Origin of the sequence: Ruegeria sp. THAF57 (assembly GCF_903914075.1) — a bacterium.
Taxonomy (GTDB): domain Bacteria; phylum Pseudomonadota; class Alphaproteobacteria; order Rhodobacterales; family Rhodobacteraceae; genus Ruegeria.
The window spans coordinates 320,360-346,076 of the sequence record NZ_CAIWNQ010000001.1; the positions used below are offsets into that span (position 1 = coordinate 320,360).

A 25,717-nucleotide genomic window follows, 5' to 3' on the forward strand; every position below is an offset into this window, starting at 1 on the left:
ACAAGCCCGGCCTGCCCCCGGAATACCCCGCGAGATTCCCCGATGATCGAACTTCAAGACGCCACCAAACGGGTTGGCAACGTCATCCACATCAAGCCCACAAACCTCACGCTTCAGACCGGCCATTTCAATGTGCTGCTGGGCGCGACGGGATCAGGCAAGACCTCTCTGATCAAGATGATGGCCGGGCTGGACCCGATCGCCTCTGGCAAAGTGCTGATGGACGGACAGGACGTGACCCGGCTGAACACGCAAAAGCGTCAGATCAGCCTGGTGCACCAGTTTTTTGTGAACTACCCGCATATGACGGTATTCGACAACATCGCCTCGCCCCTGCGCGTGGCGGGCATGGCGAAATCCGAGATCGAGGGCCGCGTGGAAGAGGCCGCCGATCTGTTGCAACTGCGCCCTATGTTGCACCGCCGCCCGCATGAGCTTTCGGGCGGACAGCAACAACGTACAGCGCTGGCCCGCGCCATTGCCAAGGAAAGCCGAGCGGTGTTTCTGGATGAGCCGCTGGCCAACCTCGACTATAAACTGCGCGAAGAACTGCGCGAGCAGTTGCCCGATCTGTTCGCGGGGCGCGGGGCAGTGGTGGTCTACGCGACCTCGGAACCCGAAGAGGCGTTGCTGCTGGGTGGCTACACCGCCCTGATGGAAGACGGACGTGTAACGCAGTTCGGCCCGACCGCAGATATTTATCGTAACCCCGAAAACATCGCGGCTGCGCGCGTCTTTTCGGACCCGCCGATCAACGTGGCGCGGATCACCGTATCAAGCGCACAGGCGCAGCTTGCTGGCGGCGGAGGCTGGGCTGTCTCGGACATGGCCGATGGCGAATACATGGTCGCCGTCCGCCCGCACCGGGTGACCCCATTCCGTACATCTGACACCGATGTAGAACTGACGGGCCGCGTGATCGTGACCGAACTTTCGGGCTCGGATTCCAGTGCGCATTTCCAACATGGGGACGACGCCTGGGTTTCTCTGGCGGCAGGTGTTCACCCTTATCAGGTTGGCGAAGACCATAGTTTCTACATGAATCCAGCGCATTGCCGGTACTTCAGCCAAGACGGGAAAAGGGTTGTCTAATGGCGCAGATCAAGCTTTCAAACCTTAGGCACAGCTATATGCCGTCCCCGAAAGGCCCCGAAGACTATGCACTGAAGGAAATCGATGTCACATGGCGCGACGGCGGGGCCTATGCGCTGTTGGGTCCGTCGGGTTGCGGCAAGTCAACTCTGCTGAACATCATCTCGGGCTTGCTGACCCCATCTGAGGGGCAGATTCTGTTCGACGGTCAGGACGTGACTGCCCTGCCCCCAGATCAACGCAACATTGCGCAGGTGTTCCAGTTTCCGGTGATCTACGACACGATGACCGTAGGCGAAAACCTGGCCTTTCCGCTGAAGAACCGAGGGGTTGACCCGGCAACGATCAAGCGGCGCGTTGATGAGATCGCCGAGATGCTGGACGTCACAGATATGCTGGGCACCCGCGCCAGTGGCCTCAGCCCGGACAACAAGCAGAAGATCTCGATGGGGCGCGGGCTGGTCCGTGATGACGTGAACGCGGTGATGTTCGACGAGCCGCTGACCGTTATTGACCCGCACCTGAAGTGGAAACTTCGGTCCAAGCTGAAAGAGCTGCACCAGCGCGTCAAAGCGACGATGATCTACGTGACCCACGACCAGACCGAGGCGCTGACCTTTGCCGACGAAGTGGTGGTGATGCAGGAAGGCGAAGTTGTGCAGATTGGCACGCCGGTTGAACTGTTCGAGCGGCCCCAGCACACGTTTGTCGGCCATTTCATCGGATCGCCCGGCATGAACGTTCTGCCGTGTGAGGCCAAAGGCGACCGTGCCGTTTTCGAGGGTCATGAGGTCATGCTGGAAGGCCCCACTCACGGCGATGGAGGTCGCACCGATCTGGGCATTCGCCCCGAGTATGTGGGTTTTGGCGACACTGGTATCCCGGCCCATGTGACCAAGGTGGCTGATATCGGCCGCCACTACGTGGTCAGCGCCATGGTCGGCAATACGGCCCTCAAAGCGGTGACGGAACACAGCGTGCCCGAGCCGGGTTCGCAGGTCTTTCTGCAATTTAAACCAGAACAATCCCGCGTCTACCGCGACGGCTGGATCGCAACCGAGGAGCGGTCGCAATGAGAACGGAAAACCAAAAAGCGTGGTTCTTTGTCCTGCCCGTTCTGGCGCTAGTCGCGTTCAACGCGTTGGTGCCGATGATGACGGTGGTCAACTATTCGGTACAGGAAACCTTTGGCAACAACCAGTTTTTCTGGGAAGGACTGGGCTGGTTCGAACAAATCCTGCGGTCGGACCGGTTCCAAGCGGCCCTCGGTCGGCAGTTCCTCTTTACCTTCCTGATCCTGCTGATTGAGGTGCCCTTGGGCATCATCGTCGCCCTGTCCATGCCCCGCAAAGGGTTCTGGGTGCCGGTCTGTCTGGTGCTAATGGCCTTGCCGATGCTGATCCCGTGGAACGTGGTTGGCTCGATGTGGAACATCTTCACCCTGCCGAAAATCGGCCTGATGGGCTATTTCCTGAATGACGTTCTGGGCATCAACTATGACATGACGCAGCAGCCGCTGTCAGCGTGGATCACAGTCATCACTATGGATGTCTGGCACTGGACCTCGCTGGTTGTCCTGCTGTGTTATGCGGGCCTCGTGTCGATCCCGGATGCCTACTACCAAGCCGCCAAGATCGACGGCGCAAGCCCGTGGTCGGTGTTCCGCTATATCCAGCTTCCCAAGATGAAAACCGTTCTGACCATCGCCGTTCTGCTGCGCTTCATGGACAGTTTCAACATCTATACCGAGCCCTTCGTTCTGACTGGAGGCGGCCCCGGAAACTCGACCACCTTGCTGTCGATCGACCTTGTGAAGATCGCGTTGGGACAGTTCGACCTTGGCCCTGCAGCCGCGATGAGCCTGATCTATTTCGCCATCACGCTGCTGGTCTCATGGCTCTTCTACACTCTGATGACAAAGGATGACGCGCAATGAAGAAGCGGTCCCTTATCCCGATCCTGTATATCGCGTTCCTGATGCTGCCGATCTATTGGCTGGTGGCGATGTCCTTCAAGACCACGAACGAGATCCTGTCGGGCTTTTCCCTGTTTCCCCAGACCTTTACGCTGGACAACTACATCACGATCTTTACGGACCCGACGTGGTACTGGGGGTATATCAACTCAATCACCTATGTGACCCTGAATACGGTGCTTTCGGTCTGTGTGGCCCTACCCGCAGCCTATGCGTTCTCGCGCTATCGGTTTCTGGGGGACAAGCAATTGTTCTTCTGGCTGCTGACCAACCGAATGGCTCCAGCAGCCGTATTCGCGCTGCCATTCTTTCAGCTCTACTCGTCGATTCACCTGTTCGACACCTATCTGGCCGTGGCGCTGGCACATACGTTGTTTAACGTGCCGTTGGCCGTGTGGATTCTGGAAGGCTTCATGCGCGGCATCCCCAAGGAACTGGACGAAACCGCCTATGTGGACGGCTATTCCTTCCCGCGGTTCTTCGTGACGATCTTTCTGCCCAACATCAAAGCGGGCGTCGGCGTGGCCGCGTTCTTCTGCTTCATGTTTTCTTGGGTGGAAATGCTACTGGCCAAGACGCTTACCGCAGTCGAAGCCAAACCCATCGCCGCCGTCATGACCCGCACCGCGTCCAGCGCGGGGTATGAGCTGGGCCTGCTGGCCGCTGCCGGGACGTTGACTATTATCCCCGGCGCCATCGTCATCTGGTTTGTCCGCAACTACATCGCGCGTGGTTTCGCGATGGGCCGTGTCTGAGGTTCGATATGCGTAAACTACTACTTACCCTCCCCTTCCTGCCTTCCACAGCCTTCGCCCAAGCCAAAGCCGGATGGGGCAATGTCGGGCAGGAAGAAGAGAAAGGGTTTTCCTGGACGGATCCCCTTTGGCCCGATTTTTGGATGGCATGGACACCGGCCACACTGGCCGTGTTTGTTGGCATCTTCTCAGCTATTGCTTTGATCGGCGTCCTCGAAGCCACCAAGTTCCGCGACGGGATCGAACGGCGCGGCGTTCTGGGCCTGACGACCACACTGGGCGATCGTCTGTTCATCACCCTATTGGGATCGGCCTACATCTTTCTTGCCTGGCTGGGATTCGTGGGACAGCCCGTCTGGACACCGCTGTTCCTGTCAATCGGCTGGGGTATTTTCGTCTTCTGGAAAGTTTGAGCTTTGCGAAACAGCGAAAGGATGCTTGTCTGTCAGGCATACTAAAAAATGCGACACGAAAGACCGATGCGAAAGAAAAAAACAACAAACCTGCTGACCGAAGTAGAGCTGGAGTTCATGAATGAGCTTTGGGCACTAGGTCAGGGCTCGGTCCGTGACGTGCTTGATCGTCTGCCTGCTGAACGCAATCTAGCTTATACATCCGGCGCCACCATCCTGCGAATTCTCGACGAGAAAGGCTTTGTCGAAAGCCGCAAGGACGGAAAGACGCTGATCTATACGCCGCTGCTGGAGAAAGACAGGTATCAGGCCCGGTCGCTGCAGAACCTGTCGCGAACTTTGTTCGACGACACACCGGCCACGCTGGTCGCGCGTCTGGTGGACGACGCCGGCCTTAGCGAAGCCGATCTAGAGGAAATTCGGGCATTGGTAGAAAGGAGACTGCAAAATGACGGCGGTTAAACCGGTTCTCGATGCCTATCTCGAACTGAACCTTGTTCTTGTTCTGGCAGCATTTGTATGGTTGGCGGTCAGAGCTGCCCTTGCAAAGACGCCTTTGCAACATGGGTTTGTGATCCAGCTTCGCGCGCTCAAGGCGCTGTGCCTGTGTGTTGTTCTCAGTCCTGTGCTTGCCCTTGGCGTTTTCGCGCTGGCCGCTCAGACATCGGCCCGCGGTGTTGTCGCGATCGGGGATATCGCTGTCGCCGCGTATTTGCGGGGCGATATTGCCATGCCAGCCACTCAGTTTGAGGCGCTGCTCAACACACGTCAGCGCTGGGGCGATCTGGTATTCTCGGGCGAGTATCCGGTTGTGTCTGCTATGCTTGTCCTTCTTGCAATCGTCTCGGTTGGGTACGCGGTTCGGATTGCGTATGACGCTTTGGCGATACGCAACACAATCAACAGCAGCTATCTATGGCGGCGTTCTGCCAAAGTCGATATCCGGCTATCTGATCGCATCGCCGTACCTTTTGCAGTGCGCGGTCTGCGCAGACGTCATGTTGTCTTGCCCAGCCATCTTCTTGATACCCCGCGCGAATTGCGCTTTGCGCTGGCGCATGAATTGCAGCATGTGCGCGCCGGAGATGTTGAGTGGGAACTGGGGTTTGAATTGATGCGCCCGCTCCTGTTCTGGAACCCGGCCTATGTTGTTTTGAAATACCAGTTTGACCGGCTCCGCGAACTTGCCTGCGACCAATCCGTTGTTGCCCGCAGGGGTATCAACGCGCGCGAATATACAACCTGTCTATTGGACTATTGCGCCAGAACCGTTGTTCAAGGAAGCCCACGCGTCTTGAACGTGGCCTTGGTAACGGGAGGCAAGGCAAAACGAGTGCTGCGTCAACGGGTAATCGCCTTGGCCGAAGCGCCCTCGGTTCAATCTTCCGTGCCGCTTCTGTTTCTCGGCCTGACAATCGCGTTTGCGATGGTGCTTGGATTGGCCGCAGCCTCGGTTCGTCAGGCAGATGATTGGAGCCACGACCGCATCATGCTGTCCACTGTGGTGAACCTTGAAAGGTTGGAAGCGCGCAGCAGTCAGTCCGACTGACCTTCCCTACCAACCGCGCCGTCCAAATAGAGCCTGAAGCCGTTTTTGTCCCGAAAACGGATCAACTGGCTGAGGTTCCTTCAATCGCGACACGACGCGGCGGACTAGAACGATACAGATCGCCGCGAATATGACGCCCCCCAGTGCCTGCCCGATCAACACGCCGGGCGCGCCTGCGATATAGGCACCAGCTACGGCGAATGGCCAGGTTCCCAAAGTGTGTCGCCCCCAGTTAACCCAGGTCGAATACACGGGATGGCCCAAATTGTTAAAGCTGGCATTGGAGACGAAAATCACCCCATTGAAGAATGACGCAAGCGCCAGAGGCCCACAGAAAAGATATATCAAGGCCCGCGTTTCCCCCTGTGCGCGGAACAAATCCGCGATAGGTTCCCGCAGGATATACAATGTTGCGGCCATGAGACAAACGTAGACGGCCGTAAACTTGACCCCGGACCAAAAGGCTTCTTTTACGCGGTCGTGTTGCCCGGCACCGAAATTCTGCCCTACGATCGGCCCGATTGCCCCCGACAGGGCAAAGATGACCGAGAATGCAACAGGTATCAGCCGTCCAATCACGGCCATACCAGCAACGGCGTCTGTGCCGAATTGGGCGATTTCACGGATGACGATTGCATTTCCCACCGGGGTTGCAACATTCGTCAAAACAGCAGGCACAGCAATTGCCCGTACCGAGCGGAAATCGCCAAGAACCTGTTGGAACGACGGGCGCGCAAACGCACGGTGGACACGCACGGCGGGCCTGATCGCAGCGATCAACATGCAAATACGTGCGATCACTGACGCAATGGCCGCGCCGTCCAGCCCGAGTCCCACAGCGAAAATCAGGATCGGGTCCAGGACAGCGTTTGTGATCCCACCATAAATCGTCGCCATCATCGAACGCCGGGCGTCCCCGTTCGCGCGCAGAACGGCCATGCCGGCCATCGCCATGGCCATGACCCACATGGTCGGCAAAATGATCGACACGTAGCGCGCCGCCAGACGCAGCACCTCACCTTCTGCCCCCAAAGCAGACAGAAGAAAGCGTATGTTAATCATCACGATGGCGGACACGATTAAACCAAACAATATGCCCAGAATTGCAACACTGGTCGCGAACTGCCTTGCACGTTCGGGGCGCCCAGCACCCAGTTCTCGCGCCACCAACGCACCTGCGGCGATCGAAAGACCGACATTAACGGAGTTCGTAAAAAACAGCAGAGTGCCCGCGTATCCCACGGCCGCGGCCAGCGCGTCATTGCCCAGCATCGAAATGAAGACCATGTCCACGAAGTCGACGGCAAATATTGCCATCAACCCGATACTTGTGGTCAGCGACATCCGTGTGACGTGCCGCATCAGGCTGCCTGTCAGAAAAACAGCCTTGCCCGACGATCCTGATTGCATGTGCTCGATGTCCCCCCGCTTGCGACAGCAATTTGCCAGCGGATACCGCAACTACGCAACCGTTTATTGAGGCCATCAGGTCTTTTGCGGTCTGCGGTACCCTAGGCAGTTGGATCAGCCAAATGCTCGGCCAGACGTAGTGAAAGCTGAACAATCGTGAAGGTCGGGTTTGCATGCCCACTGGTTGGGAAAACCCCTGACCCCGCAACATAAAGGTTGGGCGCACCATGCACCTTGCAATTGGCGTCGACCACGCCGGTTTCAGATGTCAAAGACATACGCGCGCCGCCCATATGGTGACTGGAATAGTCAAGCGGCAACTGCTCCAGCGGCTCACGGTTCCAAAGAGACGGATCGACGCGCATTCGACCAAGTCCGCTGCGGATCAGGAACTTGGCAGCTTCGGCTGTAGAACCGCGCAGGGTTTCGATATCTTTCTCGGTCAACCGCAGGTCCAGCCCGACGATGCCCAAGCCAAACCTGTCCCGATTTTCGGTCAGCACAATTCGGCTGGCGGGGTTGGGTTGCTGTTCCCCCATCACAAAGGACGTCCCGGTAAAGAAGTAGTCCTCTTCGAATTGCAGGCCCTTGATAAACTCGGCGTCGCCGATTGCTTTTTCTCTGATCGGCAGAGGGTTGAGGCGTTGCAGCCGCACAGCAGAATTCAGCCAACCGTTCTTGAGCATGTGATCGTGGCTGGGGCTCAGCAAAAGTTCAGGCCGGGACCGGCGCAACAGGCGTTCAAGCTCCCACGTGGGTGAGTGCGAATAGAGCCGCTTGGTAATAAAGTAGGTGTCGTTGTCGATAATCGGGTGTTCCATGAAACACCGCCCGACCATATCGTTCTGGTTGCCAAAACGATTTTCGTGGCCCGCATTCAGGTGCAGCAACATGCGGCTGGTTTCGATGCCGCCCAATGCCAACACAAACCGGTTGGCCTTGGCCACGCCTTGCCCATCTTCATAATTGCGAACCTGCGCCTGGGTGATACGGCCTGTATCACCGTCGACCGCAAACCCCACGACATTGGCGTTCAGGATCAGATCAATATTCGGAGTTTTCTTCAGTCTGTCTTTGAAAGAGACACCAAAACGAACGGGGTCTTCGTTTCGAACATCATGAAACTGACGATCGGAACTGAAACGCTGTTCAACGACCTCCAGATTTCCAAGGTCATCAACAGGTTTTCGAATATCCGCGCTGAAGCGACCGGTTTGCAGAAGGCTGGCAGCCTCTTCCAGATAGGGCTCCAGATCTTCAAAGCGGATTGGCCAGCCACTTAGCGGAACATCATCGCGCGGCAGGAAATCAGAACGGTCCAGCAGCAGGCACACCCCGCCCCAATGCCCCGTGCTTCCACCCAGGGCTCGAAGACGCGGGGCTGACAGGGGATAGTATTCCAACCCCAGATTTTCCCCTTCGTACAGGTCCTGAGATTCCCAGGTCACGTCCCAATCGCCAGCTTCAAGCAAAAGAACACGTTGGCCGGATTCTGCCAGCTTGAAGGCAAGCGTCATTCCAGCAGGCCCGGCACCCACGATGCAGCAATCGTAACGGTCATCCATTGCGGGAATGTCGCCTCGTGCGTCGAGGATCATGACACCTCTCCACCCTCGAGATCGCTTTCGTCCAACAACCAGCCATCGACAAGGACAGGCTTGGGGTCTGCAACTGGTGGAAGGGGGTTGTCCTTAATCCGCAGAAAACCAACCCGTGTGATCGGCGGTATCAAAACAATGGCGGCCAGCACACCAAATACGTGCCGCCGCTTAACAGTTCGTTTCTGTGAAGCCATCGGTAACCACAATACTCTTACAAACAACAAATGCGCGAATGGCCAAAACCAGCCATAGCAACAGTAAGCCCAGTAATTATACTTTCTTTAAGTGGGTTTTGGCAAAACCTAAAAATTCGCCTCGATTTAGCGCGACCTTTGCAAAAATCAGGCGGGAAACGGCACGCGTAAAACTAAAGCGAAGTTGCAGTTAAGGCAGCGACTTAAACTCAGGCCGACCAATGTGCAGGCGAGTGAGCGACCCTTTGGATGGGCGCTCGCGGGATCAAAAGATTGTTTTCACCTAGGGTGGTGAAATTATCCGCCTTCTCCCGGATCAAAGTGACCTATATTATGAGTAGCAAAAGCAAGTAATGCGGGAAAAGTCGTTGTTATTGAAGAAATGGGCTCAAGGTTTGGCTGTCGCGATTGTCGCGCTATCACTTCATGCGAGCGGTGCGTCGGCTGGTGTTTCGGTTGACTGGGCGGACCTTCCCGACCCGGTCGCCCAAGTCTTTGAAGACCCCTACAGCGACCTCAGCCCCGAGGAATTCGATGATGTGCTGTTTGTCGTCCGACTGCGCGGCAGGCTACAACAGGATAGCGGAACCAGAGAAGAACGTCAGAACTGGCAAGAGATGCTGGACGAAACCGAAGCTGCCTTGGCCGCAGGCGGCATCGACATCGACTGGTTGCTTGACCAGCGTCACGTCGTCATGGAGCGTCGGGAAAAAGCGGCGAATGCGGGAAATCCGGTATTTGATGGCAAAAACATAACCGTTGCGGGATTTGCTATCCCGGCACCGCCCGACGCAGAAGGTCGCCAGATTGCGTATCTGGTCCCCCAACGGGGAATGTGCAGCCACATGCCCCCTCCTCCTCCGAACCAGATGATCCGGGTCAGGCTGAACAGTGATTGGACACCTGCCTATTTTCACGAACCTGTCCGTTTGACGGGTCAATTGAACATTGATCCGACCGACCACCAGATGGTTGTCGTGGACGGTCTTATGCCAATGCGAGCGACGTTCATGCTGGATGCTGATCGGGTTGAAACACTGGAAAGCCGCGAGGATCGTTTAGAGTGGAGCGACAGCGCAGCCGACAAACTCCGCGCGGCTGGCCGTCGCAAGACCGGTGGGCAGACGACGCCTGACTAGGTCCGGGGGTAAGGTTTGTGCTTTATCGCAACCCAGATACAGACTTTTGCACTGAAACGATAAGCGCATCGCGTTTTCTGGACAGTTCAGCAGGCGTCTGTCCCTGTGACGCCGCCTGAACACCCTCGGTCATGTGCCGTTTCACATCATCTGTCAAATGGACCTGACCTAGATCATCCCACCATCCGTTGAACGTGTCCGAGAAGTGGTCGCAGAACGCTTCCAGACCGCCCTCTCCTGCCCCGAGGTTGAACAACATGGTCGGTCCCATTGCCGCCCATCTCAGGCCCGGTCCAGCCCAGACCGCCTTATCGACGTCCTCGACCGATGCAACGCCAGAGACAACAAGGTGAATGGCCTCGCGCCAGAGTGCAGCCTGCAGGCGGTTGGCCACATGCCCCGGAACCTCTTTGTTCACTCGGATCGTCGTTTTGCCGAGGCTTTCGTAAAAACCCTGTGCAGCTTGGACAACGCCGGAAGCCGTCTTGTCGTTTCCCTGCACTTCAACCAGCGGAATCAAATGCGGCGGGTTGAACGGGTGCCCCAAGACAAAGCGTGAGGGGTCCGCCCATCCGGTTTGCATCTGTCCCAGCGTCAAGCCGGAAGCAGAGCTTGCGACAATTACATCCTGCTCTAACGCAGGTTCGATCAAGGCGAAGGTTGCGTGCTTGATGTCCAACCGCTCAGGTACATTTTCCTGCACAAAACCAGCACCTTCCACAGCCTGCGGCGCATGGTGACAAAAGGTGATCGCGTCCGGGTTTCCGTTCCGAACAAGGCCCAGTTCTTCCATCGAAGGCCAGGCGTCCGCGATATAGCTGCGCACCTTTCCTTCAGCTCGCGGATCAGGGTCGAACATCGCAACGGTCCGTCCCGAAGCCAGGAACAATGCGGCCCAACTTGCGCCAATAACACCGCCACCAAGGCAGGCCGTATGTTGAATATCCATCAAAACAATCCCGGATTTAGGGGCGAAGCCGCAGTCATGCCACCGTCAACAGTGAACAACTGACCAGTCGCGAAACCTGCCTCGTCCGAAGCCAGCCAGACCGCCATGTTTGCAATATCCTGTGGCTTGCCGAACCTTCGAACAGCGTGCCGCGCCAGCGCGTCGCGACGCGCAGCGTCGGGGTCATTCGCCAGATCAAACCCGGCGTCCAACATCCCTGTTTCAATCCAGCCGGGGCAAATCGCATTGCAGCGCAACCTCGGCCCGTGATCGACCGCGATTGATCTGGTGAGCCCGTGCACAAAAGCCTTGGATGCGTTGTACAAAGCCATCGAGGGATCCGCGGCCATCCCGGAGATAGAACCGATATTGATGATCGAGCCGCCCTCTGCCATTTGGGGGATAAATGCGCGGCAGAGGTTGAATACGCCTTTGCAATTCGTTCCAATCACTGCGTTCCAATCTGCGTCCGAGCTTTCGACCACGTTCTTTTCGACCTGCACGCCTGCGTTGTTCACAAGGATGCTTAGGTCTTTGACCGATGTTGCCAGATCGTCCACGGCAGAAGCGTCGGTGACATCAAGCGATATCCAGACGATGTCGTCCTTCAACCCGTCCGGCCTTGGCCCACGGCCGCATGTCGTCACTGACGCGCCTTCGTTTGCGAAGGCTTCAACAATTCCACGGCCAATTCCCTGTCCCCCACCAGTCACAAGTGCTGTTTTTCCTGCTAACCGCATCACTGCACGTCCCTCATGCGCTGCACCAATGTGCGGGCTTCTGACATTTCGCCGAACATACTGCGGCCCGAACCCGCTGAACCGTCGCTTTGGCGATATCGGGGATTTGTTTGCTCATAGTTTCATCTGCTGAACCTGCGCGCTCAGCCCTCCGTCCAGAACCCAAAGTTGTCCACTGGCATAGCGCGCCTCGTCCGAGGCCAGCCAGTTGACCAGATTGGCGATATCTTCTGGCGTTCCGTAAGTGCGCATGGGGTGCACGTCCCGAACGGCCTGTTGCAACTGGTCGATGGACTGACCGCCCCCGCCAGAGCCTTCGCCTGCAAAGAAACTTTGCAGCATCGGGGTATCAACATATCCCGGGCATATGGCGTTGACGCGAATTCCTTCGGGTCCGTGATCGCAGGCCATTGCCTTTGTCAGCGCATGTACCGCTCCCTTGGTTGCGCAATATGCGGCAAGACCGGGATCGGCAATAAATCCGTCATAACTGCCGAAATTGATGATCGAAGCGGTTGTCCCTTGTGCCGCCTTTCGCAACAGCGGCAGCGCGTGTTTGGCGGTCAGGAAAGTCCCTGTCACATTCACCGCGAACGAAAGGTTCCACTCCTCCAGCGTCGTTTGCTCGATGGTCTTTTCGATCTCGATTCCAGCCGCGTTTACAAGCACATCAAGCTGCCCCGCTTCGCGCCCGACTTGCGCCATTGCTGCAACCGCGTCGGCCTCTTGCGTGACGTCCAGTTTAACGAAGATGCTGCCATCGTGATCGTGGGTGGCAAGCGACCCCTCTGGCGTCAAATCTGCGGCATAGACCCGCGCTCCTTCCCGCAGGAACCGGGCCACGATCGCCCGCCCGATTCCACCGCGCCCGCCTGTGACCAGAGCGGTTTTACCCTTCAGCATCATTCAGAGTTCTCCTTCAACGGCGGATACCGGTACCGTTTGGCGGCCACCGTCCAATCCATGTGATTGCGCACATATTCCTGCGAGGCATCGCGCGGTGGATTGAAATCCCACGCTTCGCCTGCGCCTGCCTCCATCGCCGCATGAAGCGCACGCCGTGATTTTTGCGTGGCGATCACATCGGCGCGCAGGCTCTCGCTGTCCCAACGCTCTGCGACCTCTGCAGCGAATTGCTTGGCGTCAGACGCATAAGCAGGATCAGCGGCCAAGTTGGTCTTTTCGTGCGGATCCAACGCCAGATCATAAAGCTGCGGCGGATCGGGATCACAATGAATGTATTTCAGCGCCCCTCTGCGGATCATGAAAACAGGGTATGGTGTCATCTCTGCGCAATACTCGCCAATGGCTTCGTCCACTGGGTCGTACTCTCCGCGCGCAAGGGGCAATAGCGAACGGCCGTCTACTGGCTCTCCAAACATGTCGGCCGTACCACCGGCGATATCGACAAAGGTTGGCAACAGATCGACCAGTGAACATGCGTTGCCTGCCACGCCCTTAGCCACACCCGGCCCTGCCATGATCAACGGCACGCGGGCCGAGTGTTCAAAGAAATTCATCTTATACCACAGACCACGTTCCCCCAGCATGTCGCCGTGATCTGCTGTGACGACAACCAGCGTATTGTTCAGTTCACCAATATCCTTCAGCGCACGCACCATCGCCCCGACCTTGCTGTCGAAATAGCTGACATTCGCAAGATACGCGCGGCGCGCCCGTCTAATTTCCTCTTGGGTCAGAGGAACATAGCTTGCCTCGATCCCATCCATTACGCGGCGAGAGAACGGGTCTTGTTCGTCCCGTGCGAGCGTAAACTCCGGCATTGGCACATCTGCATCGGAATACAGATTCCACCACTCTGGCTTTGCGACATAGGGGTCATGCGGATGTATGAAACTGGCCACCAGACAAAAGGGCGCGTCATCCCCCCCTGCGCGCTCTCGCCCGCGGTCGATCAGCCAGCGGCGGGCTGCGAACTCAACCTCGTCGTCGTAGTCTGTCTGGAAGGTTGCGATTGCCTCGCCGCTTTCCTTGACGGTCTGCATGTTGTGATACCATTTGTCGATCCGCTCGTCCGGTGCTTCCCAGTCCGGCGTCCACGCAAAATCGGCGGGGTAGATGTCGGTCGTAACCCGATCTTGGAACCCGTGCTTCTGGTCCGGCCCCACAAAATGCATCTTGCCGGACAGGCACGTCCTGTATCCCAGAGACATAAGGTAATGCGCAAAGGTCGGGACCGAGGCGCGAAACTCGCTGGCGTTGTCATAAGCCGCGATCCGGCTGATCAGTTGCCCGGACATGAAAGCAAAGCGCGACGGAGCACACAGCGGCGAGTTGCAATAGGCCGCATCAAACCGCATCCCGCGCTGCGCCAGCGCATCAATATGCGGAGTTTTCACCGTTGCATGGCCGTAGGCGCCGCAAAAATGGGGCGCCAACTGATCGGCCATGATCACAACGATGTTGGGCCTGTTCACGGCGCGGCCTTCGCATAGGCATCAAGCACCAAGCCGTGAAAGTGGTGAACGGCATGTTCCGACTTGCCCGAACCGCTGGGGTCGTGAACGATACGGCCCTGTGTAAAGGCCGGAGTGCTCATCCCGCGTTGGACGCTTTCGACGATGTCGATGTCTTCGCGTTGTAGAACTTCATCCAGATAGCGGATCGCCTCTAGCTCGACCTCGTCAGGCTCGGGAGTTTCCAAATAGAAATCATAAGTTTCCAGCGTCCGGTCCGGGCCCACCGGGATGATGTTCAGCACGATCATGGACGACCGCCCCGGATACCGCATCAGACAGGTCGTAGGCCACAGCCACCAAACCGCATGCGTTCGCACGGTTGCGTTGGACACGTCATATGCGGTGTTACTGTTTTTACCGGCTTCGGCCATGTGGCTTGAGTAAATGCCATAGGTCGTCACCTTGTAGGTGTCCATATCGACCAGATCACAGAAATCCTTATGAGCGGTTGGGCAGTGGTAACATTCCAGAAAATTGTCGACGACATTCTTCCAGTTCGACTTGATGTCATAGGTCAGCCGGTGCCCAAAGGTTAGGTCTTCGATATCCGGTGCCCAGTGGCGTATCTCGGTCTGCAAGTCGCCCGAAACTTCGGTCAGCGAACGCGCGTCATTGTCGAGGTTCACAAACACAAAGCCTGCGAATTCCTCGACCTGAACCTGATCCAGACAGATGTCCGACGTACTGAAGCCTGTCAGGTTCTCGGTTTCGGGCGCACGGACAAGCTGTCCGTCCAGCTTGTAAACCCACGCATGGTACGGGCACATGATCCGAGTGGTCTCGCCCTCGCCAGACAACAGGTGATGCGCGCGATGCTTGCACACGTTATAGAATGCGCGAAGCGTACCCTCTCGGTCACGGACAACGGCAATCGGGCGGTTCCCAATCTCAACTGTCACAAAAGACCCCGGCGCCCGCAGCTTTTCGACATGGCACACCCATTGCCAATTTTTGGCGAGGATTTCGTTCAGATCCACCTGGTGCCAGGCCGGATCGACATAGGCTTCGGCCTTCAAGGAACTGGTGTTCAAAGGATCAGGGCTGAAGCCATCTGAAATTCGCGCAAACTGGGTTTTCGAGGGAAGCTCGCTCATCGGTCACTCCACTTATCTGGGCCGCTGTTGAACATGGTGTCGGATAGTCGCCAATATATTCGGCCGAATATCCGCGACTTTCTAAACTTTTCTCGCCGCGAAAGTGATAATTTCCGACATCAACCGATTTGCAATCACCCCGCCTGAGGCTTGCGATGCATAGGCCAGGCGCGAAATTCAAAGGGTACGCGGCCTTCGATCCGATCCTGACTTGGGGGCAGCCCAAACCTTTGCTTGTACGACCGGCTGAAATGCACTTGGCTGGCAAATCCCGAAGCCATCGCAACTTCGGCGATCGGCAAGTCCGTTTGGGTGACCAATCCGCGCGCGCGGTCCAGACGAATGTCACGGTAATACAGGGCGGGCGTTTTCTTGATGTAGGTTGAGAATAACCGGTCAAGCTGACGCTGTGAAAGGCCCGCCGCCCTGCTGATTTCAGGAATCGGTAGAGGTTCTTCAAGATTGGCTTCCATCACCTGAATTGCCATTCTCAGCTTGGGCGGAACGGTTGTGCCCAAGGGCTCGCGGCCCTCAGGCTGCTGCATGTCTGCGGGGCCGCGCAATCTGGCGTGGAAAACGTACCGCGCCGCCGCGTTCGCCAAGGCGCTGCCATGGATGCCCTGCAAAACTTGCAGCCCTAAATCGACTGCAGCAGTCCCTCCGCAACAAGTGATACGGTTACCATCCAGCACAAACAGGTTTTCGACAACCTCTACGTCCGGAAACAATTCCTGAAAGGCGTCGATATGCTCGTAATGCACTGTGGCTTTCTTTCCGTTTAACAACCCCGTCTCCGCCAGAATGAAGGCACCCGTGTCCAGCGCCCCTATCGTCGCGCCACCGCGCGCCCACTGTCGCAGAGCTTTCGCGATATGCGTTGTGACGTGCTTTTCCGGCGTCCAACTGGACGAGATGATAACAACGTCATAGCCCTTGGTTGCGACTTGATCCAACGCCACAGTGTCGATCCCGCTGCCGTTACTGGAAACACAGTAACCACCTGTTTCCGAGGCAAATTCCCACTTGAAATACGGCTTTCCATCCAAGTAGTTGGCGGCCCGAAAAGGATCAATGAAACCCATTGTTGCAGCCAAATTGAAACTTGGCGCCACAACTACTAGCAACCGAGTTTCCGTCCCGTGAGACTTTGTCATATGACCACCTCTTGCAAGCAGGGCTCAGACCGCCAGAAGAAAGGTTTTGGCTGGTTCGCGCAAGAGAGGCACAAAACGCGGCAGGACCAGCGGGTTCGTCCACGGCAACGCTTTGGGTAGGCCCCGCAAGCCGCTTACCCAACTGTCGACAAAGCGCCGCGTGAGCGGCGGGAAAGACTCATCAAGCGGCGTCAGGCTTTCTTGAAAACGCGCGACTGGAGCCTCTTTTCCCGTCAACAATCGGGAACTCTACGAAAAACTCCGTCCCCACTCCTACGGTACTATAATAGTCGATCGTTCCGCCGAACTGTTCCACGATTTCCTTGGAAATATTCATCCCAAGCCCGGTGCCTCCGGCGTGGCGCTCATCGGACGAGTCAATTTGAGAGAAGCGATCAAAGACCTTGTCCCGACTGCCTTCGGGAATGCCCACACCTTGGTCTTTCACGAACAACCGCACCCGAGGTCCGATCTTCTTGAACCCGACTGTCACAGTTCCGCCCTCGAACGAAAACTTGGCCGCGTTAGATATCATGTTGGTCAGAACCTGATTAAGGCGGGATGCATCGCCCTTGATCAACAGGTCCTGCTGCTCGGGTACGTCCTCAACCAGTTCCACGTTATGCGCGCTGGCAAAGCCAAGGTTGCAGGCAATGGCCTCTTGAACCAGTGGGGCGACCTCGATCGTCGTCTGGCGCATGACCATTTCGCCGGCTTCCATCTTTTGAATGTCCAACACGTCGTTAATAAGGGACGCCAAACGCTCGCTGTTTTTGCTCGCCAAGGCGATCAGGTTTTGCATATTCTCCGGGACCTCGCCCATGACACCGGAATTTATCAGGTCCAGCGAACCTTTTATCGAAGTCAGAGGCGTTCTTAATTCATGGCTCACAGTCGAGATGAACTGAGTTTTTGCGATGTAGGCCGCTTTGGTACGCTCGTGTTCCTCTTTCAGTTTTTCAAGCTGTTCGAGGTTTTTGCGGTAAAGCTTGAGAAAGACCAACGAGCAGTCGATCAAAAAGTACATCACGAAAACGACTGTGAAGAAGTGCAGCCACAAATCCGAAGACAAGTCAGGTTGTTCAACCCAAATATCCCGAACCACGATGACCATGAACGAAACACCGTACATGGCCAGTCGCACGATCATCGCCCACACAAACTGGTGGTTGTTCATCGCGGCAAACAGAGCTGCGGCAAAAAGGAAAAACAAAGGGGTGAAGTGGCCGCCGGTAGGCTGCTCAAGCGCCACCGAAACAGCGTACAGGCAAATCGCGGTGGAACTGAGGATTGTATTCAACAAAATCCAGGCGACCATCACCGCGATTGCGCCGCGTTCCTCCGGGTTTAGGCGCGCAACCCGTTTTGCCAAGTACAGGTCCTGCGCTTCGCAGATCAGGATTGTTCCATAAAACAGCAGGGCGTTGAGAGGGTCGAAGAAAAAGCCTGTAAGTATCGTGGTCGCCAAAAAAATCGCTTGCCGCTGCCACAGCAGCGCAAAGCTCATGGCTGTATAGTCTTTGATATTTTGCAGCAGCTTGTCGTCGGGCTCACCCGTGCCGCGAACCTGTTGCGATGCGTCGATTGCCGTCATCCCGGTGTCTTCATTACTTTGCCTCTCAGGATGTCTGTACAGGCACAATGAGGACGTAGTGGGTCGGAATTTCGTTCACAGTTTGGCAATACTCCCGAACCTAATGAGGAATTGTTCGGCCCCGTTGGACGTTGCACAATTGCAAACGTCTTGAATTGTTTCCTCAAAATAGGCCCATCAATCTCGTCAAAGATCACTAACTCATTGCTTTTTTGCACTTTCTCCACATAAATATCTTCAATGACCGGCGAAAAGCGAAAAGGGACCGCGTTTTGACCACAATTGGGAAACGTCAGATGGAACAGTTCGACGTGACGCCGGTTTCCGCGAAGCTCGCTGAAAAACCGGTGACGTTGCTCCAGTTCGCGCGATCCGCTGGTCGGAACATGTTAGAAGTCATTCCGGCCGAAACGCTTCGGCAGACCTATGTGCGTGGACCTCTGAACATCCACTACATTTGCGATCCGGAAATGGTCACCGAACTGCTTGTCGGAGGCGGTCGTTATTTCCCAAAGGCAAAGTTTACAAAGGACATTATCGGATCTGCGGTCGGCAACGGCCTAATCCTGTCAGAGGGGAAAAAGTGGCGCAAACAAAGACACCGGTATTCCCCGCTTTTTGCAGCCAGAAACCTGCCTGTATTGTCCCGCCACTTTGCCGAGACAGGCTATGAAGTTGCCGCATCGCTTGCCGAAAACGAGGGGCCGGTCGACGTTTCGCAGATCGCGCCAGCGTCTACGCTGACAAACATTTCACGGGTCATCTTCTCGGGGAACGAAGAAGTCAGCTCCGAGCAAATTCGCGTCGGTCTGATCGCCTATTTCAACTATATTTCAGACCTGTCCTTGTTCGATTTGATGGGGCTTCCGAAATGGCTTCCACGCAAGAAATGGCTGAGCAGTAAGGCTCCGGTTACGGACATGCGCGATCTGGCCCGGCATGTGATTGAACTGCGCCGGTCGGAAAACCGCGAAGAACCAGAAGACTTCCTCGACCTGATGATTGATGCGCTGAAGGAAGACTTTGAGGATGCCGAGACAACCGTCGATAACCTGCTGACCTTTGTTGTCGCTGGCCATGAAACCTCGGCCAACGCCTTGGCGTGGGGATACTACCTACTGGCACTGAACCCAGAGATGCAAACCCGTATCCGGCGCGAAATTCGGACGGTATGTCCCGAAGGCAAGCTTGAGTTTTCTCATCTGGAACATTTGCCGCTGCTTCGGGCGCACATCAAGGAAACCCTGCGCCTTTACCCGTCTGCGGCCTTCTTTGCCCGTGATGCCTCCGAGGCCATTCAGGTTAAAGATGTCAAAATTGAAGAAGGGGATGCGCTGTTCTTCCCAGTTTATTCGCTGCATCGGAATGAAGTGTTGTGGGAAGATCCCGCGCAGTACCGCCCCGAGCGATTTATGGGAACTCCACCACCCCGCGGCCAGTATATTCCATTCGGAGCCGGGCCCAGAATTTGCATTGGCGCGCAGTACGCAGAAACCGAGATTATGATATTGATGGCTTCAGTCCTGAGGCGGATACATTTTTCGCTGTCAGATGTAGAAATGCCGGAACCTGTTCTCACATTTACAATGCGGACCAGCGGTCCAATGATCTTGAACGCGGAAGAAGTCCCCGCAGGATCCTGATGGAAACAAGGATAGCGAGTCTATTTACCCGCCAGATAGGTTTCGTTTCCGTACATCTCGCGCAAAACCGTGTCGAAAAGTCTTTTCTGAGATTTTTCTTTGCGCCCTACTCGGACTTCGCATCTTTGTTGGGGCTCGACTTCGGTCCCCTTTCGAAGAGCCTTTTCGCGACCGTCAACTTTTTCGATAGCATTATTCATTGCAGCAAACGCACCTGTCTTGGAAATTGAACGCATTGAAACCGGCGGGCTCATCACAGCCCTCATGTAGCCAGAGGCACCCCGCCGACCGAGTGTGTCACTGAAAACATGATTGAGTTGGTCTTCCTTGGGCAGCCCGGCCGCCCGATCCCGCCCATGAACAACCACAAGGAAGGCCCCGCCTCCCCTATAGGAAAAGACGGCCTCAGAGTTCCCGGTTGTCAGTTCGATGCTACGGCCCAGATCGGCCATCGTGCGCCGGAAGCCTCCGAAATCGTTCAGATCAAAGCGGAACTCTGCATCCTGAAGTTTGATGGCGGTCACCCAGGACTCAAAAAGACGACCTCTTGAAAGTTGTTCGATGTAGTTGTCGAACTCGACATATTTCAAGCAGCGTTCAAGACCATCTATGGTAAGCGGGTCCTCGAAGCTGAATTGCTGATTATGGTCCAGTTCTTCGCGCAGGTTTTTCACCGACGCAGATGTCCTGCGCGCCTTGATCCGTTCCTGCATCAGCAGGTGGGCTGCGTGCATACGGCTGCGCAGCTCAAAGAAATCAAAAGGCTTGCTGACATAGTCAAACGCGCCCTGCAAAAACGCGTCTTCCACGTATTTGCGGCCACTCATTGCAGTCAGCATAATGGCCGGGGTTTCCGCGTGTTCCGGGATTTGTCGAATGCGGCGCAACAATTCGATGCCGTTTGTTTCAGGCATCTGAATATCAAGCAAGAAACAATCAAACGGTGTCTCAGACGACTCTATGGCCTGCAACGCTTCGCTGGCTGAACCCGCTACCGAGATTTCATAGTTTTCGAATTCAGCCAGTGCCGCCTGCAGCAACTCCAAAATGCTCGGCTCGTCGTCGACGGCAAGCACTCTTAGTGTTCTTTTCTGCAGCGCGCGGGTTTCCAACTTACGCTGGAATTGTTCTTTCCCCGGGTTCGTATGTTTCATGACTGGTGAACCGCATTTGACCTCGTTAACGCCTCTAGCCTAGGCAGTGAGTGGGACGAAACAGCGGCAAAAAGCCCGGAAAAGCCCCTAAATGTTGTTCATTTCTTGACGTTATTTTGGCGGGCAACGGGCGGATTTTGAAAAGGCCGCGCCCCGGTTGTATTTTTTTAAAGTTAAATCAAATAGTTAATTCAGGTCGAAAGTGCACACCTGTGTACGTCGGACAAACGGCCTGACCATACCGCATATCCTTGCAGATCCGGGCGCCGTCGAAAAGCGCCAGAACTCACTCTTGTTATTGAGAAATCGCTGCGGGTCAGTCTGAATCGTTCTTAATATTGAACAGCACAGATTGGCTGTAACTTCCTTCGATCGCAAACTTGGCACCAACTGGTGCGGCCCCTACGCCCAAGCGCCGCGACCAACGCGCCCAGATAGATGGCACGATCCCCAGTATCCGTGACGCACCGGCTTCTTCGGCGTTCACCGTCATCTGATAGAACAGTTCGTGCTGTACGGCCATCCTACGCGCAGACGGAACGCTGTCTGTAATAAAAAAGCGCGACGCCTCCCACACTTTCGGATTCACCGGAGCCTCAAAAAACAATACGTCTGTCGGCATTCCCGGAAGGATGCCTTTCTGCGCGTCTCGCAGCATATACGTGTACATGCCACAGCGCGCCGAAGTCGGCAGCAACCGCACCCCGCCGATCACCTCGCCAAATTCGTGCAAGATCACCCAGCGGCAGGCTGGGGTATCGTATTGATCAAACTCCATCCCATCAACTTCGCCGATCTGCCATTTCAACCGATCGATGAAGATTGACTTTCTGGTCTCAAGGTACTTTGCAAGCAAAGTGCCATGCTCGTGCATATTGCGGAAATTCAATGTGGTCGTACGAATACTACCGAGCTTGCTTTGTCGCTCGGACAATCCACGCTTGAGCGCGAACATCTTCTGCCGCGCCGATACTTTCGGCCCAGCCGGAATATCATTGGCAGGTTCAAGGTCCGGCAGAAGTTGCGACGCCGGGTATGCCTGCTCGTACCTGAGTGGTCGGTCCATATTTTGCTCTTAATTTTGCCACACTTATGCCAAGAAGCTGAACGGCAAGTCTATGGTTTAGTGGCGCTCTCCTTATGATTGTATGGCATGTGTGACCAAATCTCCTCCCATACCTTGGGTTGAACAAACGCAAGATACCTATATGTATATTTGCCTGACCATTTTATGCTCTAGGCATGAGTTTTCCGGGCATGATCATTCTCGCAAGAGGTTGACTTACCTCCCCTTTTCTTTGCGGTCGCCAAACTCAGCCAGAATTTCAGGAAACGTTAAGGAACGCGTCACAGTCGAGGGCTACGACTGAGCATCATACACAACCTGGAATGCCTGGTTTTCGTGCGGTCAAATCTACCAATAGCGCCCCATGGCCTATTTCACCTGTGCCAAGATGTAACACGGAAAAAATGTAAGGTGGGACACATGCGCGCCCTTCAAGTGTCAATGTTTTGCCGCTTTTGTCCGACAGGCTGACCAAACCTAAATAATCCACTCGCCAACCGGTCTTTGCCATACGTCTGCAATGCCCAAAGGTCGGTTCGGTGGCAAAACCTGGTGAATAGTTATGCGGATACTTGCTGTAGACGACGACCCAAGCATTCTGGAGCTGCTAATCTGCGTTCTGGGTGCGTTCGGCTACGAAGATGTTGTGACGGCAAACAGCGGTCACGAAGCAATTGGAATTTTGTCAGAAACCGATCAGCCATTCGACTGCCTGCTGCTTGACGTGCAAATGCCCGAGATGAACGGCATTACATTGTGCGAAGAAGCGCGCAAGTTGCCCGATTACAAGTTTACGCCGATCATCATGGTAACTGCCATGGTGCAAAAGCAGTATATCGACGAGGCTTTCGAGGTTGGCGCAACAGACTATGTGACCAAACCCTTCGAGTTTGCCGATCTGAAGCAACGGCTTTCTGATGCATACAGGCTGGCGGCGGAACGACGTGCAGCGATCGAAGTGATGGAAGCGGATGTCTACGCGAATAACGACTCGGAAGTTAATCCTAATTTCAGCCTGACCGACCCGCTCTATTTTGGGGATCTGACAGGTTGCATTGGATTGGCCGAGTTCGAAAACTACGTTGTTCAGCTGGCGACAATGCACTCCAGAACCTCCAAGATCGTGGCCGTAAAAGTCGCAGATGTCGAAGAGATTTTTGCGTCATGCACGTCCAGCGAATTCCGGGAATTCCTGGCTTCGGCAGGATCGTCGCTTTTGTCCGTCACACAGGAAGGGCGCAACTTTGCGACCTATTGGGGCAACGGGGTATTCCTGCTTATCCATGACAAGAAAAAGGGTATGGGCGCGCAACAATTGACGCACCGACTGTCCCAGATTCCGGCAGGTGAACTTGCAGGTGTGCATTCGCCGACCAACTTCTCGTTCCATGTTGGGGATGACGTTTCTTTGCTGGCCCATTCCAAGATGGAGGCGCTGTTCCTGATCGACAAAGCCGTGGAACTGGCCGATATCCAGCAAGGTCCGATTGCACGGTTCGGCTAGAGAACAAAAACTATCCAAAGTCAGGTGCGTTCAGGAAAACTGAGCGCACTTTTTTTGTTCGTGCGCGGCTCCGATGTCGCGCAGTTTTGGTTCCGCCCCTTCCTCTTGGGCGCCTGTTCAAGAATTCATTCGGATATATAAGAAAAATAGAATATCCTTGGGTTAGGGCTGAATCGCCTGTCTTTTTTGAATTTTTTGGGGGAGATTTCGATGGTCAGACTACGTTCGTGTTTGGTGGCTTTTATGTCGCTGCCCACCATTACTTTTGCTGACGCTGTTCCGAGCAAGCAAGCCGCCGAAGGCACGTTTGCGGAACGCCCCTTTTCACCTTACGCCAATCGCACGTTCCCCGAGCGCCCCTTATGGGGGGATACGCACCTTCACACCGGGCTGTCGTTGGATGCTGGCGCATTCGGGAATACCTTGCTGCCCGACGAAGCCTGGCGGTTTGCAAAAGGTGAGCAAGTCATTTCATCCACCGGCCAACCCGTCCGGCTGGCACGGCCGTTGGACTGGATGGTTCTGACGGATCATACCGATCTGATGGGGTTTGCACCTGACCTGCAAGCCGGGAAACCCGGTGTTCTTTCCGATCCGAAAGGGCTGGAGTGGTACGAGGGGTACAAGGCAGGCGGCGAGGACGCGGCCAAGGCTGCTTTTGACATCATTACGAATTTTTCGCAGATGACCCTGCCGGAAATCCTGCTTGAATCCTACAGCCCTGGCGCGGATGCCTTTGCGTTTACCTGGGAACAGATCGTTTTGGCGGCAGAACGTCATAATGATCCGGGCAAGTTCACTGCATTCATAGGCTTTGAATGGACCTCGGTTCCGAAAGGGTTCAACCTGCACCGGAACGTCATGCTGCGCGATGGTCCAATTCGTGCGCTGCAAATGGTTCCACCTGTCACGCAACCGCCCTATGGGGATACGGACCCAAAGGCATTGTACGCCTGGCTGGAAGAGTATCAGGAAAAAACCGGTGGGCGGGCCGTTGCCTTTGCCCATAACGGAAACCTGTCCAACGGCTGGATGTTCCCGACCGAAGATACCTATCACGGCGGAAAAGTGGACGAAGAGTATGTTCAAAACCGCGCAAAGTGGGAACCACATTACGAAGTCACACAAATCAAGGGCGATGGTGAGGCTCACCCCTATCTCAGCCCAGATGATCCGTTTGCCGATTACGAAAACTGGGATGTCGGCAATCTGGATATCACCGAACTCAAGACCGAGGACATGCTGGCCGGTGAATACGCGCGCGAGGCGTTGAAACGCGGCTTGGCGCTTGAGGAAAAGTTCGGAGTGAACCCCTACAAATTCGGCATGGGTGGCGCCACGGACAGCCACACCTCACTGACGACCGCGGAAGAGGAAAACTATTTTGGCAAGTCGGTAAGTGCTGAACCTTCGGCAACGCGCGTCCTGCATCCCTTTGTGGAAAGTGAACTGGGCGCATTCGAAGGTCACACGCTTGTCGCGTCCGGGTACACTGCGGTTTGGGCGTCTGATAACACCCGTGCGGCGATCTTTGACGCCTTCAAACGCCGGGAGACCTATGCCACCACCGGGCCGCGCATCGGGCTGCGCTTTTTCGGCGGCTGGGATTTTCAGGACGACGACCTGCTCACGCGGCTGGTCGCGGATGTTGGTTATACCAAAGGCGTGCCCATGGGCAGCGACTTGCGCCCGCGTGAGGGTGACGGCGCGCCGTCTTTCCTGATTGGCGCTCTGCGCGACCCCATTGGTGCAAATCTGGACCGCGTACAGGTCGTAAAGGGCTGGCTGGATGCTGAAGGTGAACTTCAGGAGAAAGTGTTCAATGTCGCCTGGTCCGGCGATCGCGCGTTGGACGCGAATGGCCAGTTGCCTGAGGTTGGCAATACCGTCGATCTCGACACCGCAAGCTGGAGCAACACGATCGGGACATCTGAACTTCTGACCGTGTGGACCGACCCCGAGTTCGATCCGGGCCAAAGAGCATTCTACTATGTTCGAGTGTTGGAAATCCCGACACCGCGCTGGGTTCTGTATGACAAATTGCGCTTTGGAATTGATCTGCCAGAAGAAGCCCAGTTGGTTCATCAGGAACGCGCCTATTCCTCGCCAATATGGTACACCCCCAGCGAGTGATGCGCGGGCCTAAGTCATCAACCAGTCAACACTATTAAGTCACCGGAAACAGAGCCGCTGGTCAGAAATGACCACGGC

23 protein-coding genes are annotated in these 25,717 nt (G+C 55.7%); 11 read left to right on the forward strand and 12 right to left on the reverse strand.

The window, feature by feature from the left end; all coding sequences use genetic code 11:
• The first annotated feature begins 42 nt into the window (after positions 1 to 42).
• The 7 genes from RUESEDTHA_RS01545 to RUESEDTHA_RS01575 all read left to right on the forward strand — a co-directional run bounded on the left by RUESEDTHA_RS01545 (position 43) and on the right by RUESEDTHA_RS01575 (position 5,784).
• Positions 43 to 1,092, forward strand: coding sequence for an ABC transporter ATP-binding protein (locus RUESEDTHA_RS01545; protein ID WP_180883751.1), 1,050 nt, complete (start codon positions 43 to 45; stop codon positions 1,090 to 1,092).
• Positions 1,092 to 2,168, forward strand: a complete 1,077-nt coding sequence (locus RUESEDTHA_RS01550; RefSeq protein ID WP_180883753.1) for an ABC transporter ATP-binding protein — start codon at positions 1,092 to 1,094, stop codon at positions 2,166 to 2,168. Before RUESEDTHA_RS01545 ends, RUESEDTHA_RS01550 begins: the two co-directional genes overlap by 1 nt.
• Positions 2,165 to 3,028 (forward strand): carbohydrate ABC transporter permease, encoded by an 864-nt coding sequence (locus RUESEDTHA_RS01555; RefSeq protein ID WP_180883755.1) that lies wholly within the window; start codon positions 2,165 to 2,167, stop codon positions 3,026 to 3,028. The genes RUESEDTHA_RS01550 and RUESEDTHA_RS01555 overlap by 4 nt, the downstream gene beginning before the upstream one ends.
• The gene (locus tag RUESEDTHA_RS01560) at positions 3,025 to 3,822 is read left to right on the forward strand and encodes a carbohydrate ABC transporter permease (RefSeq protein WP_170410573.1); all 798 of its coding nucleotides are present in this window, start codon (positions 3,025 to 3,027) and stop codon (positions 3,820 to 3,822) included. Before RUESEDTHA_RS01555 ends, RUESEDTHA_RS01560 begins: the two co-directional genes overlap by 4 nt.
• An 8-nt stretch (positions 3,823 to 3,830) precedes the next feature.
• Complete coding sequence (locus RUESEDTHA_RS01565; protein ID WP_171122714.1) at positions 3,831 to 4,235, forward strand: DUF2160 domain-containing protein; 405 nt, start codon at positions 3,831 to 3,833, stop codon at positions 4,233 to 4,235.
• A 66-nt stretch (positions 4,236 to 4,301) separates the two neighbouring features.
• The gene (locus RUESEDTHA_RS01570) at positions 4,302 to 4,697 is read left to right on the forward strand and encodes a BlaI/MecI/CopY family transcriptional regulator (RefSeq protein ID WP_171120934.1); all 396 of its coding nucleotides are present in this window, start codon (positions 4,302 to 4,304) and stop codon (positions 4,695 to 4,697) included.
• Positions 4,684 to 5,784 (forward strand): M56 family metallopeptidase, encoded by a 1,101-nt coding sequence (locus RUESEDTHA_RS01575; protein ID WP_180883757.1) that lies wholly within the window; start codon positions 4,684 to 4,686, stop codon positions 5,782 to 5,784. The genes RUESEDTHA_RS01570 and RUESEDTHA_RS01575 overlap by 14 nt, the downstream gene beginning before the upstream one ends.
• A gap of 6 nt (positions 5,785 to 5,790) precedes the next feature.
• On the opposite strand, the gene RUESEDTHA_RS01580 is transcribed toward RUESEDTHA_RS01575, so the two are convergent.
• The 3 genes from RUESEDTHA_RS01580 to RUESEDTHA_RS01590 form a co-directional block, all read right to left on the reverse strand.
• On the reverse strand, positions 5,791 to 7,194 hold the full coding sequence (locus tag RUESEDTHA_RS01580) for an MATE family efflux transporter (protein ID WP_255431584.1): 1,404 nt from the start codon (positions 7,192 to 7,194) through the stop codon (positions 5,791 to 5,793).
• A 101-nt stretch (positions 7,195 to 7,295) separates the two neighbouring features.
• Positions 7,296 to 8,792 (reverse strand): GMC oxidoreductase, encoded by a 1,497-nt coding sequence (locus RUESEDTHA_RS01585; RefSeq protein ID WP_180883759.1) that lies wholly within the window; start codon positions 8,790 to 8,792, stop codon positions 7,296 to 7,298.
• Entirely contained in the window at positions 8,789 to 8,989 is a 201-nt protein-coding gene (locus tag RUESEDTHA_RS01590) for a hypothetical protein (RefSeq protein ID WP_180883761.1), read from the reverse strand. The genes RUESEDTHA_RS01585 and RUESEDTHA_RS01590 overlap by 4 nt, the downstream gene beginning before the upstream one ends.
• Positions 8,990 to 9,357: 368 nt before the next feature.
• On the opposite strand from RUESEDTHA_RS01590, the gene RUESEDTHA_RS01595 reads away from it, so the two are divergent.
• Complete coding sequence (locus RUESEDTHA_RS01595) at positions 9,358 to 10,128, forward strand: DUF3299 domain-containing protein (RefSeq protein ID WP_255431585.1); 771 nt, start codon at positions 9,358 to 9,360, stop codon at positions 10,126 to 10,128.
• Positions 10,129 to 10,150: 22 nt separating this feature from the next.
• Here RUESEDTHA_RS01595 and RUESEDTHA_RS01600 read toward each other — a convergent pair whose 3' ends face one another.
• The 7 genes from RUESEDTHA_RS01600 to RUESEDTHA_RS01630 form a co-directional block, all read right to left on the reverse strand.
• A complete protein-coding gene (locus RUESEDTHA_RS01600; protein WP_180883765.1) occupies positions 10,151 to 11,077 on the reverse strand; it encodes a 3-hydroxyacyl-CoA dehydrogenase NAD-binding domain-containing protein in 927 nt (308 codons plus the stop codon).
• On the reverse strand, positions 11,077 to 11,817 hold the full coding sequence (locus RUESEDTHA_RS01605; RefSeq protein WP_180883767.1) for an SDR family NAD(P)-dependent oxidoreductase: 741 nt from the start codon (positions 11,815 to 11,817) through the stop codon (positions 11,077 to 11,079). Before RUESEDTHA_RS01605 ends, RUESEDTHA_RS01600 begins: the two co-directional genes overlap by 1 nt.
• Positions 11,818 to 11,931: 114 nt before the next feature.
• Positions 11,932 to 12,723, reverse strand: coding sequence for an SDR family NAD(P)-dependent oxidoreductase (locus tag RUESEDTHA_RS01610; RefSeq protein ID WP_180883769.1), 792 nt, complete (start codon positions 12,721 to 12,723; stop codon positions 11,932 to 11,934).
• Positions 12,720 to 14,255, reverse strand: coding sequence for a choline-sulfatase (gene betC / locus RUESEDTHA_RS01615; RefSeq protein WP_180883771.1), 1,536 nt, complete (start codon positions 14,253 to 14,255; stop codon positions 12,720 to 12,722). The genes RUESEDTHA_RS01610 and betC overlap by 4 nt, the downstream gene beginning before the upstream one ends.
• Positions 14,252 to 15,391, reverse strand: a complete 1,140-nt coding sequence (locus RUESEDTHA_RS01620) for an SRPBCC family protein (RefSeq protein ID WP_180883773.1) — start codon at positions 15,389 to 15,391, stop codon at positions 14,252 to 14,254. Before RUESEDTHA_RS01620 ends, betC begins: the two co-directional genes overlap by 4 nt.
• A gap of 134 nt (positions 15,392 to 15,525) precedes the next feature.
• Positions 15,526 to 16,545: a GlxA family transcriptional regulator gene (locus RUESEDTHA_RS01625; protein ID WP_180883775.1), complete on the reverse strand. Its 1,020-nt coding sequence runs from the start codon at positions 16,543 to 16,545 to the stop codon at positions 15,526 to 15,528.
• Between the two features lie 181 nt (positions 16,546 to 16,726).
• Positions 16,727 to 18,139, reverse strand: coding sequence for a cell wall metabolism sensor histidine kinase WalK (locus tag RUESEDTHA_RS01630; RefSeq protein WP_180883777.1), 1,413 nt, complete (start codon positions 18,137 to 18,139; stop codon positions 16,727 to 16,729).
• Positions 18,140 to 18,435: 296 nt separating this feature from the next.
• On the opposite strand from RUESEDTHA_RS01630, the gene RUESEDTHA_RS01635 reads away from it, so the two are divergent.
• Positions 18,436 to 19,782, forward strand: coding sequence for a cytochrome P450 (locus tag RUESEDTHA_RS01635; RefSeq protein ID WP_180883779.1), 1,347 nt, complete (start codon positions 18,436 to 18,438; stop codon positions 19,780 to 19,782).
• 20 nt (positions 19,783 to 19,802) lie between these two features.
• Here RUESEDTHA_RS01635 and RUESEDTHA_RS01640 read toward each other — a convergent pair whose 3' ends face one another.
• A complete protein-coding gene (locus tag RUESEDTHA_RS01640; protein ID WP_171120914.1) occupies positions 19,803 to 20,936 on the reverse strand; it encodes a PleD family two-component system response regulator in 1,134 nt (377 codons plus the stop codon).
• A gap of 316 nt (positions 20,937 to 21,252) precedes the next feature.
• Complete coding sequence (locus tag RUESEDTHA_RS01645; protein WP_255431586.1) at positions 21,253 to 22,002, reverse strand: acyl-homoserine-lactone synthase; 750 nt, start codon at positions 22,000 to 22,002, stop codon at positions 21,253 to 21,255.
• A 562-nt stretch (positions 22,003 to 22,564) separates the two neighbouring features.
• Here RUESEDTHA_RS01645 and RUESEDTHA_RS01650 point away from each other — a divergent pair.
• Positions 22,565 to 23,506, forward strand: coding sequence for a PleD family two-component system response regulator (locus RUESEDTHA_RS01650; protein ID WP_180883781.1), 942 nt, complete (start codon positions 22,565 to 22,567; stop codon positions 23,504 to 23,506).
• A gap of 210 nt (positions 23,507 to 23,716) precedes the next feature.
• Entirely contained in the window at positions 23,717 to 25,639 is a 1,923-nt protein-coding gene (locus RUESEDTHA_RS01655; RefSeq protein WP_180883782.1) for a DUF3604 domain-containing protein, read from the forward strand.
• Positions 25,640 to 25,717 lie beyond the last annotated feature (78 nt).

What these genes read in the sequence shown, in the direction of transcription:
- RUESEDTHA_RS01635 (WP_180883779.1), top strand. Translation starts at nt 18,436, where the DNA reads ATGGAACAGTTCGACGTGACGCCGGTTTCCGCGAAGCTCGCTGAAAAA.
- RUESEDTHA_RS01550 (WP_180883753.1), top strand. Translation starts at nt 1,092, where the DNA reads ATGGCGCAGATCAAGCTTTCAAACCTTAGGCACAGCTATATGCCGTCC.
- RUESEDTHA_RS01555 (WP_180883755.1), top strand. Translation starts at nt 2,165, where the DNA reads ATGAGAACGGAAAACCAAAAAGCGTGGTTCTTTGTCCTGCCCGTTCTG.
- RUESEDTHA_RS01645 (WP_255431586.1), bottom strand. Translation starts at nt 22,002, where the DNA reads ATGGACCGACCACTCAGGTACGAGCAGGCATACCCGGCGTCGCAACTT.
- RUESEDTHA_RS01570 (WP_171120934.1), top strand. Translation starts at nt 4,302, where the DNA reads ATGCGAAAGAAAAAAACAACAAACCTGCTGACCGAAGTAGAGCTGGAG.
- RUESEDTHA_RS01560 (WP_170410573.1), top strand. Translation starts at nt 3,025, where the DNA reads ATGAAGAAGCGGTCCCTTATCCCGATCCTGTATATCGCGTTCCTGATG.
- RUESEDTHA_RS01655 (WP_180883782.1), top strand. Translation starts at nt 23,717, where the DNA reads ATGGTCAGACTACGTTCGTGTTTGGTGGCTTTTATGTCGCTGCCCACC.
- RUESEDTHA_RS01580 (WP_255431584.1), bottom strand. Translation starts at nt 7,194, where the DNA reads ATGCAATCAGGATCGTCGGGCAAGGCTGTTTTTCTGACAGGCAGCCTG.
- RUESEDTHA_RS01600 (WP_180883765.1), bottom strand. Translation starts at nt 11,077, where the DNA reads ATGGATATTCAACATACGGCCTGCCTTGGTGGCGGTGTTATTGGCGCA.
- RUESEDTHA_RS01575 (WP_180883757.1), top strand. Translation starts at nt 4,684, where the DNA reads ATGACGGCGGTTAAACCGGTTCTCGATGCCTATCTCGAACTGAACCTT.
- RUESEDTHA_RS01640 (WP_171120914.1), bottom strand. Translation starts at nt 20,936, where the DNA reads ATGAAACATACGAACCCGGGGAAAGAACAATTCCAGCGTAAGTTGGAA.
- RUESEDTHA_RS01585 (WP_180883759.1), bottom strand. Translation starts at nt 8,792, where the DNA reads ATGATCCTCGACGCACGAGGCGACATTCCCGCAATGGATGACCGTTAC.
- RUESEDTHA_RS01625 (WP_180883775.1), bottom strand. Translation starts at nt 16,545, where the DNA reads ATGACAAAGTCTCACGGGACGGAAACTCGGTTGCTAGTAGTTGTGGCG.
- RUESEDTHA_RS01590 (WP_180883761.1), bottom strand. Translation starts at nt 8,989, where the DNA reads ATGGCTTCACAGAAACGAACTGTTAAGCGGCGGCACGTATTTGGTGTG.
- RUESEDTHA_RS01545 (WP_180883751.1), top strand. Translation starts at nt 43, where the DNA reads ATGATCGAACTTCAAGACGCCACCAAACGGGTTGGCAACGTCATCCAC.
- RUESEDTHA_RS01605 (WP_180883767.1), bottom strand. Translation starts at nt 11,817, where the DNA reads ATGCGGTTAGCAGGAAAAACAGCACTTGTGACTGGTGGGGGACAGGGA.
- RUESEDTHA_RS01630 (WP_180883777.1), bottom strand. Translation starts at nt 18,139, where the DNA reads ATGACGGCAATCGACGCATCGCAACAGGTTCGCGGCACGGGTGAGCCC.
- RUESEDTHA_RS01650 (WP_180883781.1), top strand. Translation starts at nt 22,565, where the DNA reads ATGCGGATACTTGCTGTAGACGACGACCCAAGCATTCTGGAGCTGCTA.
- RUESEDTHA_RS01620 (WP_180883773.1), bottom strand. Translation starts at nt 15,391, where the DNA reads ATGAGCGAGCTTCCCTCGAAAACCCAGTTTGCGCGAATTTCAGATGGC.
- RUESEDTHA_RS01610 (WP_180883769.1), bottom strand. Translation starts at nt 12,723, where the DNA reads ATGATGCTGAAGGGTAAAACCGCTCTGGTCACAGGCGGGCGCGGTGGA.
- RUESEDTHA_RS01565 (WP_171122714.1), top strand. Translation starts at nt 3,831, where the DNA reads ATGCGTAAACTACTACTTACCCTCCCCTTCCTGCCTTCCACAGCCTTC.